Source organism: Mesorhizobium sp. M0037 (assembly GCF_040323635.1).
Lineage (GTDB): Bacteria > Pseudomonadota > Alphaproteobacteria > Rhizobiales > Rhizobiaceae > Mesorhizobium.
In genome coordinates this window covers 14,701-34,274 of sequence record NZ_JAMYVB010000019.1, presented here as the reverse complement: position 1 = coordinate 34,274, position 19,574 = coordinate 14,701, and the positions used below count along the sequence as shown (strand labels likewise).

General features: G+C 63.0%; 18 protein-coding genes. 10 read left to right on the top strand and 8 right to left on the bottom strand.

Annotation, left to right across the window (positions count from 1 at the left end):
• The first annotated feature begins 193 nt into the window (after nucleotides 1–193).
• Nucleotides 194–631: a VOC family protein gene (locus NKJ78_RS24680; protein ID WP_023733615.1), complete on the top strand. Its 438-nt coding sequence runs from the start codon at nucleotides 194–196 to the stop codon at nucleotides 629–631.
• Between the two features lie 25 nt (nucleotides 632–656).
• Here NKJ78_RS24680 and NKJ78_RS24675 read toward each other — a convergent pair whose 3' ends face one another.
• From NKJ78_RS24675 to NKJ78_RS24655, 5 genes are all read right to left on the bottom strand, one after another.
• Nucleotides 657–2,282 carry a copper resistance CopC/CopD family protein gene (locus NKJ78_RS24675; protein ID WP_352461012.1) on the bottom strand — a complete coding sequence of 542 codons (1,626 nt, stop codon included), beginning with the start codon at nucleotides 2,280–2,282 and terminating at the stop codon, nucleotides 657–659.
• A gap of 53 nt (nucleotides 2,283–2,335) precedes the next feature.
• Nucleotides 2,336–2,854: a YcnI family copper-binding membrane protein gene (locus tag NKJ78_RS24670; RefSeq protein ID WP_352461013.1), complete on the bottom strand. Its 519-nt coding sequence runs from the start codon at nucleotides 2,852–2,854 to the stop codon at nucleotides 2,336–2,338.
• A 39-nt stretch (nucleotides 2,855–2,893) separates the two neighbouring features.
• Complete coding sequence (locus tag NKJ78_RS24665; protein WP_031193807.1) at nucleotides 2,894–3,433, bottom strand: copper chaperone PCu(A)C; 540 nt, start codon at nucleotides 3,431–3,433, stop codon at nucleotides 2,894–2,896.
• A 105-nt stretch (nucleotides 3,434–3,538) separates the two neighbouring features.
• On the bottom strand, nucleotides 3,539–3,895 hold the full coding sequence (locus tag NKJ78_RS24660; protein ID WP_352461014.1) for a DUF2946 family protein: 357 nt from the start codon (nucleotides 3,893–3,895) through the stop codon (nucleotides 3,539–3,541).
• Between the two features lie 210 nt (nucleotides 3,896–4,105).
• Nucleotides 4,106–5,008 carry a GntR family transcriptional regulator gene (locus NKJ78_RS24655; RefSeq protein ID WP_023819623.1) on the bottom strand — a complete coding sequence of 301 codons (903 nt, stop codon included), beginning with the start codon at nucleotides 5,006–5,008 and terminating at the stop codon, nucleotides 4,106–4,108.
• 256 nt (nucleotides 5,009–5,264) lie between these two features.
• Between NKJ78_RS24655 and NKJ78_RS24650 the strand changes: the two genes are divergently transcribed.
• The 6 genes from NKJ78_RS24650 to NKJ78_RS24625 all read left to right on the top strand — a co-directional run bounded on the left by NKJ78_RS24650 (nucleotide 5,265) and on the right by NKJ78_RS24625 (nucleotide 12,861).
• Nucleotides 5,265–6,770 (top strand): UxaA family hydrolase, encoded by a 1,506-nt coding sequence (locus NKJ78_RS24650; protein ID WP_352461015.1) that lies wholly within the window; start codon nucleotides 5,265–5,267, stop codon nucleotides 6,768–6,770.
• A gap of 52 nt (nucleotides 6,771–6,822) precedes the next feature.
• Nucleotides 6,823–7,821, top strand: coding sequence for an aldo/keto reductase (locus tag NKJ78_RS24645; protein ID WP_352461016.1), 999 nt, complete (start codon nucleotides 6,823–6,825; stop codon nucleotides 7,819–7,821).
• 300 nt (nucleotides 7,822–8,121) lie between these two features.
• Nucleotides 8,122–9,114: an ABC transporter substrate-binding protein gene (locus tag NKJ78_RS24640; RefSeq protein ID WP_023728566.1), complete on the top strand. Its 993-nt coding sequence runs from the start codon at nucleotides 8,122–8,124 to the stop codon at nucleotides 9,112–9,114.
• 147 nt (nucleotides 9,115–9,261) lie between these two features.
• Nucleotides 9,262–10,785, top strand: a complete 1,524-nt coding sequence (locus NKJ78_RS24635; protein ID WP_031253184.1) for a sugar ABC transporter ATP-binding protein — start codon at nucleotides 9,262–9,264, stop codon at nucleotides 10,783–10,785.
• Nucleotides 10,786–10,808: 23 nt separating this feature from the next.
• Nucleotides 10,809–11,774: an ABC transporter permease gene (locus tag NKJ78_RS24630; protein WP_023692012.1), complete on the top strand. Its 966-nt coding sequence runs from the start codon at nucleotides 10,809–10,811 to the stop codon at nucleotides 11,772–11,774.
• Nucleotides 11,775–11,844: 70 nt separating this feature from the next.
• On the top strand, nucleotides 11,845–12,861 hold the full coding sequence (locus tag NKJ78_RS24625; RefSeq protein WP_023737514.1) for a zinc-binding alcohol dehydrogenase family protein: 1,017 nt from the start codon (nucleotides 11,845–11,847) through the stop codon (nucleotides 12,859–12,861).
• A 288-nt stretch (nucleotides 12,862–13,149) separates the two neighbouring features.
• On the opposite strand, the gene NKJ78_RS24620 is transcribed toward NKJ78_RS24625, so the two are convergent.
• The 3 genes from NKJ78_RS24620 to NKJ78_RS24610 all read right to left on the bottom strand — a co-directional run bounded on the left by NKJ78_RS24620 (nucleotide 13,150) and on the right by NKJ78_RS24610 (nucleotide 16,388).
• Nucleotides 13,150–14,001 (bottom strand): sugar phosphate isomerase/epimerase family protein, encoded by an 852-nt coding sequence (locus NKJ78_RS24620; RefSeq protein WP_352461017.1) that lies wholly within the window; start codon nucleotides 13,999–14,001, stop codon nucleotides 13,150–13,152.
• A gap of 125 nt (nucleotides 14,002–14,126) precedes the next feature.
• On the bottom strand, nucleotides 14,127–15,314 hold the full coding sequence (locus tag NKJ78_RS24615; protein ID WP_023737512.1) for a Gfo/Idh/MocA family protein: 1,188 nt from the start codon (nucleotides 15,312–15,314) through the stop codon (nucleotides 14,127–14,129).
• 18 nt (nucleotides 15,315–15,332) lie between these two features.
• Nucleotides 15,333–16,388, bottom strand: a complete 1,056-nt coding sequence (locus tag NKJ78_RS24610) for a sugar phosphate isomerase/epimerase family protein (protein WP_023726430.1) — start codon at nucleotides 16,386–16,388, stop codon at nucleotides 15,333–15,335.
• Between the two features lie 399 nt (nucleotides 16,389–16,787).
• On the opposite strand from NKJ78_RS24610, the gene NKJ78_RS24605 reads away from it, so the two are divergent.
• Genes NKJ78_RS24605 through NKJ78_RS24595 form a run of 3 tightly spaced genes read left to right on the top strand, consistent with a single transcriptional unit; the run spans nucleotide 16,788 to nucleotide 19,573 of the window.
• On the top strand, nucleotides 16,788–17,675 hold the full coding sequence (locus NKJ78_RS24605; RefSeq protein WP_023669836.1) for a sugar phosphate isomerase/epimerase family protein: 888 nt from the start codon (nucleotides 16,788–16,790) through the stop codon (nucleotides 17,673–17,675).
• Nucleotides 17,676–17,684: 9 nt separating this feature from the next.
• Nucleotides 17,685–18,854 (top strand): mandelate racemase/muconate lactonizing enzyme family protein, encoded by a 1,170-nt coding sequence (locus tag NKJ78_RS24600; protein WP_023700157.1) that lies wholly within the window; start codon nucleotides 17,685–17,687, stop codon nucleotides 18,852–18,854.
• Nucleotides 18,855–18,856: 2 nt separating this feature from the next.
• On the top strand, nucleotides 18,857–19,573 hold the full coding sequence (locus tag NKJ78_RS24595; RefSeq protein WP_023683008.1) for a FadR/GntR family transcriptional regulator: 717 nt from the start codon (nucleotides 18,857–18,859) through the stop codon (nucleotides 19,571–19,573).
• Nucleotide 19,574 lies beyond the last annotated feature (1 nt).

The following is a 19,574-nucleotide window of genomic DNA, read 5'->3' as shown; positions in this document are numbered from 1 at the left end:
CTTCCGGATTTTGTTGAGGCCGCGTTTTTCGGGATGCCCATTTTTCGGCGAGATGATTGACGGGCCTTTCGGGCCACGTCAACCGCCTCGCCGAATTGTGTTGCGTCGGCGTTGTGTCAGACCGAGTCAGGAAGGGTCCATTGGTGACCAGGCGACGCCTTGCCGATCGAACATATAGCGATAGGTTTGACATATGGCAGTCAAACGGATGGACAATGTCGGAATCGTCGTCGAGGACCTCGACGAGACGGTTGCTTTCTTTCGCGAGCTCGGCCTCGAACTGGAAGGGCGGGCGACGATCGAAGGCGAGTGGGCCGGACGTGTCACCGGGCTCGGCGATCAGCACGTCGAGATTGCCATGATGCGCACACCGGACGGTCATAGCCGGCTCGAGCTCTCCCGCTTCCTCACGCCGCCTGTCGTTGCCGATCACCGCAACGCCCCGGTCAATGCCTTGGGCTACCTGCGCGTCATGTTTACCGTGGACGACATCGACGACACGCTTGAAAGGCTCCGCAAGCGTGGCGCGCAGCTGGTCGGTGAAGTCGTCCGTTACGAGGACGTGTATCGGCTCTGCTACATCCGCGGGCCGGAAGGGCATCTCATCGGGTTAGCCCAGGAACTCGGCTGAGCGTCCTTCGCGGGCGGGCTGAATATCACTCGGCGCGGATATCGATCGGCGCTTCGATCTTTATCACTTCGAAATCCGAAACCAGAATATCGAGCCGCGCCGTCCAGCGGCCTGGAATCGGAATGACGATATTATCGACCCGCCAGGTGCCGTCGCCTGGCTTGGTCGCCGGACGCTTGATCAGCTCGATGCCCGAATCGGGCTTGGACAGCACCAGCGTCACTTCCTTGGCGTCGAGCGGGCCGAAATCGCCATCCATGATGACGATGGAGGCGGCGACCTCTCCGGTATGGCCGGGCGTGATGTCGATGTCGGCCATCGCCTTCATAGTGTGGATATGGGTCGACGTCGGTTGTGCCGCGGCGATTGCCAGCGCCCGTGGCGGCGGCGTGAAGCGCCAGCCGGCGGCAACGCCGAAGATCAGGAGCACGATCAGCATTTCGACTGAGATCGAGCGGCTAAGCCGTCGCCGAACTTCCGTCGCTCCGGCCTCGGCCAAGGCGGTGAGCCGCCATCGATTGACCGCCGCCAGCGTGAACAGAAACACCAGCAGCGCCAGCTTGATCAGCAGCAGCCGGCCATAGGCGGTGTTGACCAGTGCCGCCGGTGTCTGCACCTGGATGATGGCGAGCACCACACCGGCGGCGGCAAGCACTACCACCACGGGCATGATCGCGCGCGAAAACCGCCGCAGGAACGCCCCGGCTTCCACCGATTGGCTGCTCAACGCCAAGCCGAGCGGCAGCAATGCTCCAGCCCAGAAAGCGATGCCGGCGCCATGCAGGAACACCATAGGCCGCGTCAGCCATTGCGGTTCGGCTGCACTGGCATGGCCGCTGGCGGCAAGGGCTGCACCCACACCGGCCAGCCCGGCGAGCGCCAACGGCCTGGCGCCAGCACGCGATCCGACCAACGACAGCAGGCCAAGCCCGAGCGCCGCCAGCGAAATCAGCACCGTCCAGCCGAAGCTGGTGCCAAGCGCCGTCCGCCAGACCACCGGTTGCGCCAGCCGGGCGAGTGGCGCGCCCAGCGCGTCCAGCCCCTGGAACCCGAGCGACAGGGGTGCTGCGACCAGCCCGCACAGGATGGCGGCAATGACGAAGCGCTGGCCTGAGCGCTGGCCTTGCGCCAGCCATGTCAGCGCGAAGGCGCCGCCAATGCCGAGGAAAAGCCCGATGTAGAGAAGAACCTTGCCGGTCCAGATCGCTGACCGCAAATCTATATCGACAGCTTCCCCCACCGCCGGCGCCGCACTTGGCGCGCCAACGGAAAACAGCACCGAGCCGCCGACCGGATGGCCATCGGCGGAAATCACCCGCCAGCTCAAGACATGGGTGCCCGGCCCGAGCTTTTGTGGATTGTCGATCTCAACCGTTTGGTCGCTCAACCGAAACGAGGTCAAAGCGACAGGCGTACCGTCGGGCCGCACCAAGGTCAGCACCAGCGGCGACACAGGCTCGCTGAAGGTCAGCGAAAATTGCGTCGGCGCTCGCTCCAGAACCGCGCCGTCGGCAGGCTCGGCCTTGATCAGCGCCGCATGGGCAAAGGCCTGGTTTGGCGTGGCAAGGACGGCAAGCAGCAGGATCGCGGCCAGCAAGCTGAAGCACCTGCCGGCTGTCCATTCTATCCGCTGGAAACAGGCCACGTTCATGCCATCCACCAAAACAGTGGCGAGCCGCTTCGAAGCAGCGCGCCGCCAATGCATCATTTCTTCGGCAGCAGGTTGAGGCCGGGCGCCGGATCTTCCAGCGCATCCTCATCCTGACCAGCCGCCGGAATCTCTATCCAACGCGTGGTGGCGCCATCGCATTCCTGCACCACCGGAAAATAGAGTTCTTGCCCGGCCGGCAGATCGGCGGCCAACGTGCCGCGGAAGACGAACTCGTCATAAAATTCATCCGGCAGGCTGCCGCCGCTCCAGTCGACTTCCTTGACGCCCGAGGTCACCGCCTCGCCATAGAGCTGGTAGGATTTCTCGTACTTGCCTTTCTTGACCTGCAGCGTCCAGCCGGGCTTGGGCATCGGCTTCACCCCGATCACCCCTTCCGGGATCTGCACGCGCACGGCAATCGTCGCCTTGCCGTCGCAGCCATGCGGCACGCGCAGCACGGCCTTGTAGGTCGAACCGACCGCAGCCTCCTTTGTTTCGAGCGTGATATGGGCAAAGGCGGCACTTGTCCCCAGGACGAGGAATGCAGCGGCCTGCAAAAGATGCTTGTTCATGATGGGTCCCTCTCGAAAAAATTGATTGGCAATAATTGGTCAGTCGTTGTCTTCCAGGGGTGGCGCGCTGCCTATGGCTTGCACGGCAAACTCGACGGTCACGGTTCCGGCCCTCTCGAAAGTCAGCGTAGCGGCAAACATCTGGCCTTCTTTAGGGGGCTGCTTCAAATCCATGAACATCACGTGGTAGGCGCCGGGACCCAGCGTGATCTTGCCGCCCGCCGGAATGTCCAGGCCGCCACTGACCGGGCGCATGGTCATGACGCCGTCTTTGACTCCCATTTCATGCAGTTCGGCCTTGCCCGAAATGTCGGAGGCAATCGACAGCAGCCGGTCCGGCGCGCTGCCCTTGTTGACGATGGTGAAATAGCCGCCGGCGACCTTGGCGCCGGCTGGCGTGGCACGGGACCAGGGATGCTCGATCTCGATGTCACCGGCCTTGAACTCATGCGCAAGGACGGAATGGGCGCCGGCGAACAACAGTGCAAAGGCAAAGAGGGCGCTGCCGAGACGCTGCTCGATAGTGGTGAAGATAGGGGTGCTGCAGCGCAACGCGCCGGCATGACGAAAACGGGACATGGGTAGCCTCCATGAATATGAAGTCGCACCGTTGTTAGGCTGCGAACGTGTTTATCATTGGATGATTATCGCCCGCGCGGGTTACGCCAAGCGAGCGGCGGTTTTTCAGCCGGCAAGCGGCGGGGCGCGCGGATTGGCCGGAGAGCGCTCACGCGTGACGTCGTGATGCCTGACTGCCGGCGGGAGAAACGCGACTGTTTCAAAAGACAGGCTCACCGGCGCCACGCCGACGCCTACCGGCGGCGCATAGGCGACGGAGGCCATGCTGCAGCCGAGCATGCAGCATGCCGGCATGTGCGGCTGGTGCGGATCCCCGCCGGGAAACTGGACCGCCCCCTCATGTGTACAGATGACGTTGCCGAAAGCGTCGAGTTGCGAGGCGTCCGGCGCAATGCCGAAAGCAAACACGCCGAGCGTCGACTGGAGCAGCAGCACACAGGCCGCGACAAAGGCGGCCGTCATGCTCCATCTCTTACGCCGGAAGTTCAAAGACCTGCCTCTTCACGCAGCAACGCTTGGATATCTAGCACGCGGCATGCCGGCGGAAAATCGCCAAACCATAGCTGCGGCAACGCGGCGCGTTCGATGCTTGTCGCCCAAAAGTGCGCAGCGGTTTTGGGATAAGGGCATGCATAGGACCTTGTGCGCATAACCTCCCTTCGGACGTCGCAGTCAGGAAGCCGGGCGGCCGCCGATTTCCGGAATCGACGTCAACAGCGTGTGGCGCGCCGACTTCAGATGCTTGCGGCAGGCGGCGTCGACCTTGCCGAGATCGCGCGATTTGAGCGATGTGATATAGGCGAGATGCTCGCTCACCGCGACTTCGTTGCGCTCGCGCTCCTGCGCCTTGTTCCACTGGTAGTGGTAGTGAAAGATCATGGCGATGACGTCGTAGAAGTCGACGATGAAGCGATTGTGCGACGCCCGGTGGATCAGCCGGTGGAAGCGCTCGTCGAGCTCCGAGAATTCGTTGAAGCGGGTGGCGATTTCGCTTGCCAGAAGCCGGTGCTCGTCTTCCAGCCGGTCGAGATCCGCCCAGACCGGACTATCCCCAGGCAAGGCGGCAAAGGCCGCCGCCGAGCGTATCTCGAACATCTCGCGGATTTCAGTGAGTTCGAGCGCAAAGGCACGGGTAAATCCTTTCAGCACCCAGTGGCTGTTGCGCCGCTTCTCGATCAGGCCGAAGCGGGAGAAGCGGATCAGGAACTCGCGCACGCTGGTGGTGCCGACGCCGATCTCGCGCGCCAGTTCGAGCTCGTTGATCTGCATGCCGGCCTCTGCACCGCCGGCCAGCAACCTGCGCATAAACGACCGCTCGATGATCTGGGCCAGTGTGTCTGTCTCCTCCTCGGGGAAGAAATCATCCGGCTTCGGCGTCCTGAGCACTGTCTTGCTGCGTTTGTTCCACGCGATCAGCCCGGTCTCTTCCATGCGCGCCAGAATGGTGCGCACGGTGGTACGGCTGACGCCAAGCAAAGTGCCCAGCTCCGGCTCCGACGGCAGGCTCTGCGTCTCATCGAGCAGCCGCAGACCCCTATTGTAAGCGTCCTTGTAGACGTTGTTGCTCTTCGACATCCCTGCCCCGTTGCGCGCCGGCGCTTGCTGTGGCTGGCTTGAAGCGCGATATCACATACGTCCTGGCGCTCACCCGGCAAAGCAAAACGCTCTGCGTGTCAGACGCCGCTCCCCACAAGCCAAGCGTCCATCGGACGCATGGTCTCCTCCTGAAAAAACAATTGACGCACAAATGTTTTTTCACGATAAAAGACATTATATGTAAACAGACGCGTGTCAATCCGCGCATCCCAGGAACAGACCCAGGAAACTGCCCGTGAACGCCTCGAACAGCATTCTTCTGTCCCCCGCCGACAATGTCGCGGTCGCCAATGGCCGCATCGAGATCGGCACCCCTCTGCCCGGCGGCGTCGTCGCCACGGCCTTGATCGAGCCCGGCCACAAGGTGGCGATCAAGCCTATCGCCGCCGGCGAGGCGGTGGTCAAGTATGCCCAGGCCATCGGCCGCGCCACCCAGGACATCGCGCCCGGCGACCACGTCCATTCGCACAATCTGGTTTTTGAATCCGGCCGCCTGCCGGTGGTGCCGCCGAGCGAAGCGGAGCACGCCACCGAAGCTGACCGCGCCCGGAGATTCATGGGCTATCGTCGCGCGGATGGCCGTGCCGGCACGCGCAACTTCATCGGCATCATCGCCAGCGTCAATTGCTCGGCCACCGTCTGCCACGCCATTGCCGACGAGGCCAACCGCGTGCTGTTGCCGAAATATCCGGGGATCGACGGCTTCGTCCCGATCGTCCATGGCCAGGGCTGCGGCATGAGCGGCACCGGCGACGGCATGATGGTGCTGCACCGCACGCTCGCCGGCTACACCCGCCACCCGAATTTCGGCGGCGCGCTGATGGTCGGCCTCGGCTGCGAGGTCAACCAGCTCACCCTTTACGGCCAGAAGGGTGCGGCGGCGGGAAAACGCCATTTCAATATTCAGGACGCCGGCGGTTCGCGCAAATCGGTCGCAAAGGCGATGGGCGTGCTCGCCGAAATCGCCGAGGAAGTCGGCCAGTATCAGCGCGAGCCGATCCCGGTCTCGGAGATCGTCGTCGGCCTGCAATGCGGCGGTTCCGACGGCATGTCGGGCATCACCGCCAATCCCGCGCTGGGAGCGGCGGTCGACATCCTGGCCGGCGTCGGCGGCATCGGCATCCTGTCGGAGACGACGGAGATCTATGGCGCCGAACATCTGCTCGCCTATCGCGCGGCAACGCCGGAGATCGCCAAGAAGCTCGACGGTTTCGTCAAATGGTGGGAAGACCACGTCGCCAAGCACGGCGCTTCGATCGACAACAACCCCTCGCCCGGCAACAAACGCGGCGGCCTGACCACCATTCTGGAAAAGTCGCTGGGCGCCGTCGCCAAGGGCGGCCAGACTCCGCTCAACGGCGTCTTCGGTTATGCCGAAAAGGTCACCGGCAGTGGCCTGGTGTTCATGGACACGCCCGGTTACGACCCGGTCTCGGCGACCGGTCAGGTGGCGGGCGGCGCCAACATCATCGTCTTCACCACCGGCCGCGGCTCCTGCTTCGGCTGCCGGCCGACGCCGTCGATCAAGGTCGCCACCAACTCGACCATGTACCACCAGATGGAAGAGGACATGGACGTCAATTGCGGTGTCATCGCTTCGGGTGAGAAGACCATCGCCGGCATGGGCCGGGAACTCTTCGAACTCATCGTCGAGACGGCATCGGGCCGCAAGACCAAGAGCGAGGCGTTCGGCTACGGCGACAACGAGTTCGTGCCGTGGCACCTCGGCGCGACGCTGTAACCACCGACGAAAAAAACGGGCTGCAAAGACGGCTCACAAGGGGAGGCTGTGGATGGACAAACGCCGCATCGGCACGACTGCGCTCGAGGTCACCGAGATAAGCTTCGGCGGGGCGGCGATCGGCGGGCTCTACCGTGCCTGTCCGCGCGAAGCGGCGATGGAGACGCTGCAGACAGCCTGGGATGCCGGCCTGCGCTATTTCGACACCGCGCCCTTCTATGGCTTCGGCCTGTCGGAACGGCGGACCGGCGATTTCCTGCGCTACAAGCCGCGGGATTCCTATGTGCTGTCGACCAAGGTCGGACGGCTGTTCCGCCCGGTGCCGGAAGACCAGGTTCCCGATCATTCCTATGTCGACCCGCTGCCCTTCGCGCTGGACTACGACTACTCCTATGACGGCATCATGCGCTCGGTCGAGTTCTCCTATGCCCGACTCGGGCTGAACCGGATAGACATCCTGTTTGTGCACGACATCGGCACCTACACACATGGCGTCGAGAAGACGAAGCTGCACTTTCGCCAGCTGATGGACGGCGGCTTGAAGGCGCTGGACGAGCTTAAAACGTCGGGTGTAATTTCCGCCTATGGGCTCGGCGTCAACGAGGTGCAGATCTGCCTCGACGTGCTGCGCGAAGCACCGCTCGACTGCATCCTGCTGGCCAGCCGCTATTCGCTGCTCGACCGCTCGGCTGAAGCCGAGTTGCTGCCGCTGTGTCGTGAGCGACAGACTTCGCTCATCATCGGCGGCGTCTTCAACTCCGGCATCCTGACGACCGGGCCGGTGCACGGCGCGCATTTCGATTATCTGCCGGCGACGCAGGACATACTCGAGCGTGTCGGCGCGATGGAGAGAATCGCTGATGAGGGCGGATATCCGCTGGCGGCGGCTGCATTGCAGTTTCCGCTGCAGGAGCCTGTCGTGGCCAGCGTGCTGACCGGAACGGCCAAGCCCGCCAACCTCACGCGCAACCTCGACCTGTTCAACGTCCAGGTGCCGCAAGCGGAATTCGCCCGCTACGCTCCCTACACCATCGTGCAGGAGCTCGGCTGACGAAACGCCACGATCACGACCCTCAAGAAGGAATGAATATTCCATATTGACTCGACGTTGGAATTAATATTCCATGATGATCAAGGAGGATCGGGAGCGTCTGGACGTGGCACTGAGGATCGGCAGGGAGGTTTCCCCGCCGAGCCATGCGCAGGCCGATATGAAACACCGCTTGCGTCGGCCGGACCGATGCACTATCAAAAGCGGCAACTGTTTTTTATTGATAAAGTTCTGTTTGGGCCGCGCCTATCCAAATGGAGCTTCCGCAACCTTCACCGGGCGATCTAGGGAGGATTCCTAATGAAATTCGTGACCAGCATTCTCAACCGCCGTTCCCTGGTGGCACTTGCTGCCGCCTCGATGCTTGCAGGCACGCTGCACACGGCGCCGGCTTCGGCGGCGGACGTGACCATTCCGATCATCGTCAAGGACACCACGTCCTTCTACTGGCAGATCGTCCTGGCCGGCGCCCGCAAGGCCGGCAAGGATCTCGGCGTCAACGTACCCGAACTCGGCGCCCAGGCTGAAACCGACGTCAACGGCCAGGTTTCGATCCTCGAGAATGCCGTCGCCGGCAACCCGGCCGCGATCGTCATCGCGCCGACCGAATTCAAGGCGCTCGGCAAGCCGATCGATGAAGCGGCCAGCAAGGTCAAGGTCATCGGCATCGACTCCGGCGCCGACTCCAAGGCGTTCACCTCGTTCCTGACCACCGACAATGTGCAGGGCGGACGCGTCGCCGCTGACGGTCTTGCGGCAGCCATCGGCGAAGCCAATGGCGGCAAGATCGAGGGCGACGTCGCCCTGATCACCAACGCGCCGGGCGCCGGTTCGCTGGAGCAGCGCAAGCAGGGCTTCACCGAGCAGCTGGCCGCGAAATATCCGGGGCTCAAGCTCGTCGCGGACAAATATGCCGACGGCCAGGCAACGACCGGTCTCAACATCGCCACCGACCTGATCACCGCCAACCCGAACCTCAAGGGCATCTTCGCGTCCAACCTGATCATGGCGCAGGGCGTCGGTCAGGCTGTCGCCGAGAACAACCTTGGCGGCAAGCTGGCGCTGGTCGGCTTCGACAGTGACGAGAAGCTGATCAAGTTCCTCAATGACGGCGTCATTTCCGCGCTCGTCGTCCAGGATCCGTACCGGATGGGCTATGACGGCATCAAGACCGCGCTCGCCGCCTCGAAGGGCGAGAAGGTCGAGGCCAATGTCGACACCGGCGCCAACCTGGTGACCAAGGCAAACATGAAAGACCCCAAGATCGACGCCCTGCTCAACCCGAAGCTCTGAGCCCGTCAGGCAAAAATCGTTTCCGGGGCCTCGCGCCCCGGAAACACCGGATACCAGCTTGAATATCCACCGGCTTGGAATCACCTCGGCGATGTGGCTGACTGCATCGCGACGTGCCAACCGTAAGGCCAACCTGGGAGGATTGTCATGACGCCCACGGCGCAGGAACTGCACCCGGCCCCAACGCTAGCGCCCGGCAGGACGATCCTCGAACTGCACGGACTGGAAAAGCGCTATCCCGGCACGCATGCGTTGAAGCCCGTTCACCTTGCCTTCAAGGCAGGTGAGATCCACGCCATCGTCGGCGAGAACGGCGCCGGCAAATCCACCCTGATCAAGCTTCTGACCGGCGTCATGCCGCGCACTTCCGGCGATGTCATCTGGGAGGGCAAGCCGGCAGCGCTGGCAACCCCGCACGAGGCGATGGCGCTCGGCATCAACGCCGTGCATCAGGAGGTCGTGCTCTGCCGCCATCTCACCGTCGCCGCCAACATGTTCCTCGGCGAGGAGAATTCGCGCTTCGGCATCCTGCAGCAGCGCGCCATGGTCAAGGAAGCGCAGAAGATCATCGACGGTCTCGGCTTCGATCTGCCCGCGCATGTCATGCTGGGTGACCTCACCATCGGCCAGCAGCAGCTGATCGCCGCCGCCCGCGCCACCGTGCGCGGCACCAAGTTCCTGATTTTCGACGAGCCGACCGCCTATCTCACCCGCAAGGAAGCTGACCAGCTGTTCACGCTGATCCGCAGGCTCAAGGGCGAAGGCGTCACCATCATCTACATCAGCCATCGCATGGAAGAGGTGTTCGAACTCGCCGATCGCGTCTCGGTGCTGCGCGACGGCACGCTGGTCGGCACCCGCAACATTGCCGAGACCAATGACGCCGAGCTGGTCAAGATGATGATCAACCGCTCGATCGAGCAAGTCTACCACAAGGAGCATTTCACCCCCGGTGCCGTGATCGTTGAAGCGAAAAACCTGTCGGGCAAGGGTTTCGAAGACGTCTCGATGACGGTGCGCGCCGGCGAGATCGTCGGGCTCTATGGCCTGATCGGCGCCGGCCGCAGCGAGTTTGTCACCACGCTTTATGGCCGCCACAAGAAGTCGGCCGGCCAGATCCGCTGGCAAGGCAAACCGGTGCTGATCAATTCCGAGCACGACGCGATCAAGCTCGGCATGGCGCTGGCGCCGGAAAGCCGCCGCGACCAGGGCCTGTGCCTGAACCTGCCGGTCGGCCTCAACCTCAACCTGCCGATCTACAAGCGCATCTCCAACAACGTGCTGATTTCGAACACGAAGGAAAGGGCTGAAGCCGATCGCCAGATCGCCGGCCTCCGCATCAAGACGCCGACACGCGGCGCACTGGCCTCCAGCCTGTCCGGCGGCAACCAGCAGAAGATCGTCATCGGCAAATGGCTGGCGCACGGCGCCAAGCTGTTCATCTTCGATGAGCCGACCGTCGGCGTCGATGTCGGCACCAAGGCCGAGATTTACCGCCTGTTCGGGGAACTGTTGTCCAAGGGCGCCGGCATCATCCTGATCTCGTCCTATCTGCCCGAGGTTTATGAACTCGCCGATACGCTGCACGTGTTCCGGCGCGGCAAACTGGTCGCCAGCCATGGCTTTCGCGCCGCCAGCCACGAAGACGTGCTGACACAGGCGATCGGCTGACAAAACAAGAAACGGGAGGAACCATGAGCATCGAAACCATCGCGATCGAAAAACCGAAACGGAACTACAACGTCCTGTTTGGGCTGACGCTTCTGGCGTTGCTGGTTCTGCTCTGGATCGTGCTGTCGGTGGCGACGCCGAGCTTCGCCTCCTCCAACAACATCGCCAATCTTTTGCGGCAGGGCTCGATGATCGCCATCATGGCGGTCGGCCAGACCTTCGTCATCATCACCGGCGGCATCGACCTCTCGGTCGGCGCCGTGGTCGGCTTCGCCACCGTCATTGTCGCCATGATGATCAATGCCGGCTTCCCGATCTGGGTCGCCATTCTGGTGACGCTGCTGGTCGGCGTTGCCATCGGCCTGTTCCATGGCTTCGGCATCGTCAAGATGGGCCTGCCGCCCTTCATCATCACGCTGGCGACGCTGACCTCGTTGCGCGGCATCGGCCTGTTGATGACCAACGGCAACTCGATCAACATCAACAGCGACAGCTTCACCGCGTTCTCGCGCAGTTCCTTTGTCGGCATCCCCAATCTGTTCTGGATGGTGATCCTGGTCGGCATCCCGGCCTACATCTTCCTGCACCACAGCCGCTGGGGCCGCTATCTCTTCTCTGTGGGATCCAATGCCGAGGCCTCGCGCCTCTCGGGCGTCAATGTCCAGCGCACCATCTACATGGCCTACACGCTGTCGGGCCTATGCGCGGCCTTCGTCGGCGTGCTGCTGGCGGCGCGCATCGGCATCGGCAACCCGACCCAGGCCGAAGGTTGGGAGTTGCAGGCGATCGCCTCATCGGTGATCGGCGGCACTTCGCTATTCGGCGCCGTCGGCTCGGTGCATGGCCCGCTGCTCGGCGCCTTCATCCTGGCCACCATCAACAACGGTGCCAATCTGCTCAACGTCAACTCGTTCTGGCAGCGCATCATCACCGGCGCGTTGATCATCATCATCGTCTATTTCGACGGGCTGCGCCGTCGCGGCAAGTAATCCTCCCTGACCTTCCGTGTCGGTCCGCTCAACAACGGACCGGCGCCTTTTTGAACACTGGAATTGCCGAATGAAAGCTGTTGTCTGCCGCTCGCCCGGCGAGCTTGTCCTGGAAGACCGGCCGGCGCCAGGAGCGCCGCCTGCCGGCTGGGCGCTGGTCGCCGTCAGCCATGTCGGCATCTGCGGCACCGACTACCACATCTTCGAAGGCAAGCACCCGTTCCTTGCCTATCCCCGCATCATGGGCCATGAAGTGTCGGGCACCGTCGTCGAGATCGGCGAAGATGTCGACCTTGCCGTGGGCGAGCCCGTCATCATCAATCCCTATCTCGCTTGCGGAAAATGCATCGCCTGCCGGCACGGCAAGCCGAATTGCTGCGTCAGGATCGAAGTGCTTGGCGTACATCGCGACGGCGCCATGGCCGAGCAGATCCTGGTGCCGGCACGGAATCTTTATCCGGCAAACGGCTTATCGCTGGCCGATGCGGCGGCCGTGGAATTCCTCGCCATCGGCGCGCATGCCGTGCGGCGTGCCCGCGCCGAACCAGGCGCCCGCACGTTGGTCATCGGCGCCGGGCCGATCGGCCTTGGCGCAGCGCTGTTTGCCCGCATCGCCGGGCTCGATGTCAGCCTGCTCGACATGAGCACGGAGCGGCTGGATTTTGCAAAAGGCGAACTCGGCTTGGCCACGCTCGACGGTTCACAAAAAGCGGCAGCCGAACTGGTGCGCGAGGCAACCGGCGGCGAAGGGTTCGACGTCGTCTTCGACGCCACCGGCAACACCGCCTCGGTGCAGTCGGCCTTCGCCCATGTCGCGCATGGCGGCACGCTCGTGCTGGTCAGCGTCGTCAAGGATGACATCGTCTTTTCCGATCCGGAATTCCACAAGCGCGAAATGACATTGATCGGCAGCCGCAACGCGCTGAAAGTCGATTTCGACCACGTCGCCGCCTCGATACGCAACGGCGCCGTGCCTCTGGCAAAACTCGTCACCCACCGCACCACGCTGGCCGGCACGCCGGACGATCTCGCCCGCTGGGCGCATGAGAAATCGGGGTTGATCAAGGCTGTGATCGAGGTGGGGTAAGACATCCGAAAAAATCTGGTGGAGCGAAAGTGCCGAGTTAAGGCAGATCGCATACCGCGGCGATTTGCGAAAAGGACAGTCGCTTCCTCATCCATGGGCGGAGCAAGGAGCGAAGCGACGCGGCGCAGACTCGAGGATTCATTCGGTGACGTCTGCGCTAGAATCCAGCGGTGCAAAAAGAGGCGTCCATTCGCATCTCCTACCTGCACCGCTGCGGCGCGCGACAGTCGCGGCATGGGTCCTCGAGTCTCCGCGTCCGCTGCGCCCGTGGATGAGGGAAGTGAGCGGCTAAGCCGCCCGCTTCCACCCATCCCTGATATGCCTGTATCCCTCGCGATAAACTGCCTCCGGCGTCTCGGAAAAATCCCGCCACACCTTGGTCGCCGCCGCCAGATCCTTCAGCGACCTGCCAAACGCCTCGATCGTCAGCCAGTCGTCATAGCCGCTCTTGCGGATGGCCGCGAAAGTCTCTTTCCACGGAATGTTCCCGCGTCCCGGCACGCCGCGATCGTTCTCCGAAATGTGGATGTGCACGACATTCCTGCGGTGCTTCGTATAGGCGCCGATCGGGTCGGCTTCCTCGATATTGGCGTGGAAGGTGTCGTACATCGCCTTCATGTGCGGCCGGTCGATGGCATCGACGTGCTCGGACAGATCGGCCATCGTGTTCAGCAGATAGCACTCGAAACGGTTGAGCGCCTCCAACCCGATGGTAACGTTCCGCTTGCCGGCATGATCGCCAATGGCGCGCTGCGAGGCGATCGAGCGCTTCTTCTCGGCAGCGGTCGGCCCGCTGCCGGAGAAGGCGCCGAGCGTCGAATGCAGCGGCCCGCTCAGCGTACTCGCGCCGAGCGCCTGGGCGCAATCGATCGCCCATTTCATGTAGCCGATGCCGGCCTTGCGGGTCGCGGCATCCGGCGAAATCAGATTCATCGCCGGGTCGCCCATCGCCGTAACAGCCGTGCGCTCCAACCCGATGCGGTCGAGCAAATCGCCAAGCTTCTTGTAGTCCTCTGGCGTGCCTGAGAAGATCGGTATCTCGACGCCGTCGAAGCCGGTCGCCTTGATGTCGCGCAGCAACGGCTCGTGTTTCTTAGACACGGAAGTCGTCCACAAAAACATGCACATGCCGATTTTCATCGACAGCCCCTCCCCATTTGACGGCGCGCGCTGGTTTCTTTCGCACCTCGCACCATGCGCCCTCATTCGGCCGCTTCGCGGCCACCTTCTCCCCGAAGGGAGAAGAGACTTGGCGCCGGCGTTCCCTAAAGTTTCGTCCACGCCCCGTTCTTCTTCGATGACTTCACGCAGGCCTCGATGAACGCCATACCTTCGACGCCGTCCTGGATGGTCGGGAACACCACGTCCTTGCCCGGTCTGCCGCCCTTCTTGCGTGCCGCGCGGATCGCCCGCGCCGCCTCCTGGTAGATGTTGGCGAAGCCTTCGAGATAGCCTTCCGGATGGCCAGACGGAACGCGGCTGACGCGTCCCGCAACTGGCAGCGCGCCGGCGCCGTTGCGGGTGAGCAGCTGCTTGGGCTGGCCGAACGGCGTGTACCAGAGATAGTTCGGATCGGCCTGAACCCATTCCAGCCCGCCTTTCGAGCCATAGATGCGCAGCTTCAGCCCGTTCTCGTGGCCGGGCGCCACCTGGCTTGCCCAGATCATGCCCTTGGCCGGATGCACCTTGCCGACCGGCTTGAAGCGCAGCATGACATTGACATTGTCGTCGAGCAGTCGCCCCGGCACGAAAGCGTCGAGATCGGCCGACAGGGAATCGAGCTCCAGACCCGAGACGAAGCGCGCCAGATTGTAGGCATGCGTGCCGATGTCGCCGAGCGCGCCGCCCGCGCCCGCCTGCTTGGGGTCGGAGCGCCACGCCGCCTGCTTCTGGCCGGTGGCGGCAAGATCCTCGGTCAGCCAGTCCTGCGGGTACTCGGACTGAACGATGCGGATGTCGCCAAGCTGCCCCTTGGCCACCATCTCGCGCGCCTGCCGGATCATCGGATAGGCAGTGTAATTGTGCGTCAGCACGAACACCTTGCCGGTCTTTTCAACCACGGCCGCGAGCTTCTTGGCCTCGGCCAAAGTCGTCGCCAGCGGCTTGTCGCAGATGACGTGGATGCCCGCCTCGAGGAAGACCTTGGCCGCCGGCACGTGCACATTGTTGGGGGTGACGATCGCCACCGCCTCGATGCCGTCCGGGCGCTTGGCCTCGGCCTTGGCCATCTCGGCATAGGAGGCGTAGCTGCGCGCCGGGTCGAGACCGAGTTCGGCGGCGGAAGCCTTGGCGCGCTCGGGATTGGCCGACAGGGCGCCGGCCACCAGCACGAAGTCATTGTCCATGCGCGCCGCGATCCGGTGCACCGCGCCGATGAAGGCGCCTTGGCCGCCGCCGACCATACCATAGCGGATCGGGCCGCGCCCCGCTTCCGACTTCGATGCGCCGACCATGTCTTTCTCCTGCTTGTGTCAAATACCCATCATGGCGCGCAGCATCTTCTTGTCGGTGGTGCCGCCGGCGAAATCATCAAAGGCCTTTTCCGTCACCCGGATAATGTGGTGCTGGATGAAGGGCGCGCCTTCGGCCGCGCCGTCCTCCGGATGCTTGAGGCAACACTCCCACTCCAGCACCGCCCAGGAATCGTAGCCATACTGGGTAAGCTTGGAGAAGATGCCGCCGAAATCGACCTGCCCGTCGCCAAGCGAGCGGAATCGCCCCGCGCGATTGGTCCAGCTCTGATAGCCGGAATAGACGCCTTGCCGCCCCGTCGGATTGAACTCGGCATCCTTGGCATGGAAGGCCTTGATCCGCTCGTGATAGATGTCGATGAATTCGAGATAGTCGAGCTGCTGCAAAAGGAAATGCGACGGGTCGTAGTTGATGTTGCAGCGCTTGTGACCGCCAACCGCATCTAGGAACATCTCGAAGGTTGCGCCGTCGAAGATGTCCTCGCCAGGATGGATCTCGTAGCCGACATCGACGCCGTTTTCGTCATAGACGTCCAGGATCGGCTTCCAGCGTGTGCCGAGCTCGGCGAAGGCCTCCTCGATCAGCCCGGCCGGCCGCTGTGGCCAGGGATAGAGGTACGGGAAAGCTAGGGCGCCGGAAAACGTCACCGAGGCTTTCAGGCCAAGATTCTTCGAGGCCTTGGCGCCGAACTCCATCTGTTCGACCGCCCATTTCTGCCTGGCCTTGGGGTTGTTGTGCACCGCAGGCGGTGCAAAGCCGTCGAACTGGGCATCATAGGCCGGGTGCACCGCCACCAGCTGCCCTTGAAGATGCGTCGACAGTTCGGTGATCTCGACGCCGGCATCCGCGCAGATGCCTTTCACCTCGTCGCAATAGGTCTTGGAAGATGCCGCCTTCTTGAGGTCGAACAGGCGTGCATCCCAGGTCGGGATCTGCACGCCCTTGTAACCGAGACCGGCCGCCCATTTGGTGATCGAGGCCAGCGAATTGAACGGCGCGGTATCCCCCGCGAACTGCGCCAGAAACAGCCCCGGACCCTTCATTGTCGACGGCATCGGCATCCTCCCAATTCATTTTTCCAAGGACCAAGCATAGCGTCTGATGAAAGCAGGGCCAGCCTCTTTGGTCTCTCGTGATGTGCATTCTCGTATCGGCATTCTGGTATTACCAAATACCGAAAATGGGTCAAGCCATTTGACTCACGCGCAAAGCTGCCAGGGCATTCCATTTTTGGCGATATATACCAGCATAATCAATACGGTACACAGATGTCGATATCGCATGGCGGCGGTTCTTGCCGCGCGACAAAAATTGCTGTAGACCTCCATTAGGGCCCAATTGGTCGAACCAGTTGCGCAAAAACGCTGGAGCGCCTTGGGGAGGAAACACGCGACGCGCCTTGTGGGGCGCGTCGCAGGCGAACTGGCACAGACGAATTCTGGGAAGGATAGACCATGCATCTTTCGACGCACAACTGGATGCGCGCGGAACCGTTGGAGGTGACGCTGAAGCGCATCAAGAAATTCGGCTACGAGTCGATCGAGATTTCCGGCGAGCCCGAGCAATACAAGACCAAGGAGACCCGCGCGCTGCTGAAAGAATACGGCATCCGCTGCTGGGGGTCGGTGACGCTGATGCTGGGCGAACGCAACCTTGCCGCCAGGGACCAGGGCCAGCGCGAACGCTCGGTGCAGTACGTCAAGGACGTGCTGACCATGGTCAGCGAACTTGATGGCGAGATCATAACGCTGGTGCCCGCGACCGTCGGCAAAGTGGTGCCGGACGGCACCGAGGAAGAGGAATGGAAGTGGGTGGTCGACGCCACCCGCGAATGCTTCACCCATGCCAAGAAGGTCGGCGTCAAGATCGCGGTCGAGCCGCTCAACCGCTTCGAGACCTATCTGTTCAACCGCGGCGCGCAGGCGTTGGCCCTGGCCGATGCGGTCAGCCCCGAATGCGGCGTCTGCCTCGACGCCTATCACATCCATATGGAAGAATTTAACGTCCATGACGCGATCCGTCAGGTCGGCAAACGGCTGTTCGACTTCCACGTCGCCGACAACAACCGCTTTGCCGCCGGCCTTGGCCAGATCGATTGGCCACGGATCGTGCAGACGCTGAAGGAAGTCGGCTATGACGGCGCGCTGACCAACGAATTCGTCGCGCCCGTCGACCGCACACCCGCCGCGCCCTATCCCGACATGGTCGACCGGAATCCGGTCGACATTTCTCCCGAACAGCTGAAGTTCATCCAGGATCACGGCTCCAGCGTGCTGACGGAGAAATTCTACACCGACCAGATGCGCATCACGGCCGAAACGCTGCTGCCGCTGATCAAGTAGCCGATCGGGATGCGCATCAAAACGGTCCAGGCGTGGTGGGTCCGCGTGCCGATTGAGGCCGCGAAGCAGCATCGCAGCGACTTTGGCCAGGTGACGACGTTCGACGCCGCCATCCTGCGCATTGAGACTGACGACGGGCTGATCGGCTGGGGCGAGGGCAAGAACGCCGCCGGCAGCGCCGGCAGCTATGGTGCGCTGGTCTACATGCTGAATCACGAGGTCGGGCCGCAGCTGATCGGCCGCGACCCCGCCGACATCGGCATGATCTGGGAGATGCTCTACAACGGCGTGCGCCATGACAGTGCCGCGCGCGCCGGCCATGCCATGCCGCAGCTGGCGCGGCGCGGCATGAGCATTGCGGCAATCAGCGCCGTCGATATCGCGCTCTGGGATATTCTGGGGAAGTCGTTGGGACAGCCGGTGTGGCGGCTCATCGGCGGCCGCAAGCTCGACCGCATGCCGGCCTACGCCTCCGGCGGCTGGGCTGCCGCCGAGGCTATCGGCGAGCAGCTCAAATCCTACATCGCCAAAGGCGGCTTCAGGGCGCTGAAGATGCGCGTCGGCGCCATGGACGGCGCCCCGCACATTTCCGCCGCCCGCGTCCGCGCCGCACGGCAGGCGCTCGGTCCTGACGTCGAGTTGATGGTCGACGCGCACGGCACCTATACGGTGGCCGAGGCCAAGCGCTTCATCAGCCTGGCCAGCGATCTCGACCTCGCCTGGTTCGAGGAGCCTGTTATCGCCGACGACAAGGCTGGTATGGCCGAGGTGCGCGCCTCGGGCTCGATCCCGATCGCCACCGGCGAAAGCGAAGCGACGCGCTACGCTTTCCGCGATCTCGCGGTGCTGAAATCCGCCGACATCTTCCAGCCGGATCCGGCCTTTTGCGGCGGTATCAGCGAGGCGATGAAGATCGGCACCATCGCCAGTGCCTTCAATCTGCGCTTTGCCCCGCATCTGTGGGCCGGCGCGCCATGCTTCTTCGCCGGCCTGCATGTTTGTGCGGCCTCGCCTGCCAGTTTTACCGTCGAATATTCGCTCGGCGCCAACCCCATGATCCACGATCTTATCGAAGAGACTGTCGAAGCAAGGGACGGTATGATAGCGATCCCTGAAAAGCCGGGTCTGGGATTCACCATTTCGGAGCGGTTCCTGGAGGCGCACGCGCAACGCGGTTGACGATGAAAGAAAAGAACCTTCTCGCCGAACTCGCCGCCTATCTGTTCGCCCATTCGGACAAGGAGAGCGGCCGCACGCCCTCGGAGCGCGAGCTGGCGGAGCATTTCGGTGTCAGCCGCGGCCAGATCCGCGAGGCGCTGGCCATTCTGGAGGCCATGCGCATCGTCGAGCGCCGCGCCAAATCCGGCATCTATGTCGACACCAGGCAGGCCAGTGTAGAAGCCTTGGCTCTTTTCGCCCGCGCGGGCCTGCCGCTCGATCCGGTGCAGATCTACGAGACCGTCGAACTGCGCAAGATCCACGAGATCAAGGCCGCCGAACTTGCCTGTTCGCGTGCCACCGAAGAGAATTTCGAACGCCTGCGGGAGATCCTGAAAGCCTCGGAGGAGTGCATCGCCGCCGGCGAAGGCCTCGCCAAGGAAGACCGCGAATTCCACCTCGAAATCGTGCGGGCGACCAAGAACGGCGTCTTCCACAATATCTGCAGCGTCTATTACCTGATGGGCGAGCAGCGGCTGCCGATCTACTTCAACGATCCCGAGCGCTCAGTGCGCTCGCATGCCGAGCATATCCAGATCTACGAGGCGCTGCTGCGTCGCGACGGCAATCTCGCCCAGGCGCTGATGAGCGCCCACCTGCAAGGCGCGGAAAGCTACTGGAAGGGGATCATCGAGGGCCGCGAGGCGCAAGCGCAAAGCCTGGCATTTGAGAAAGCCTAGA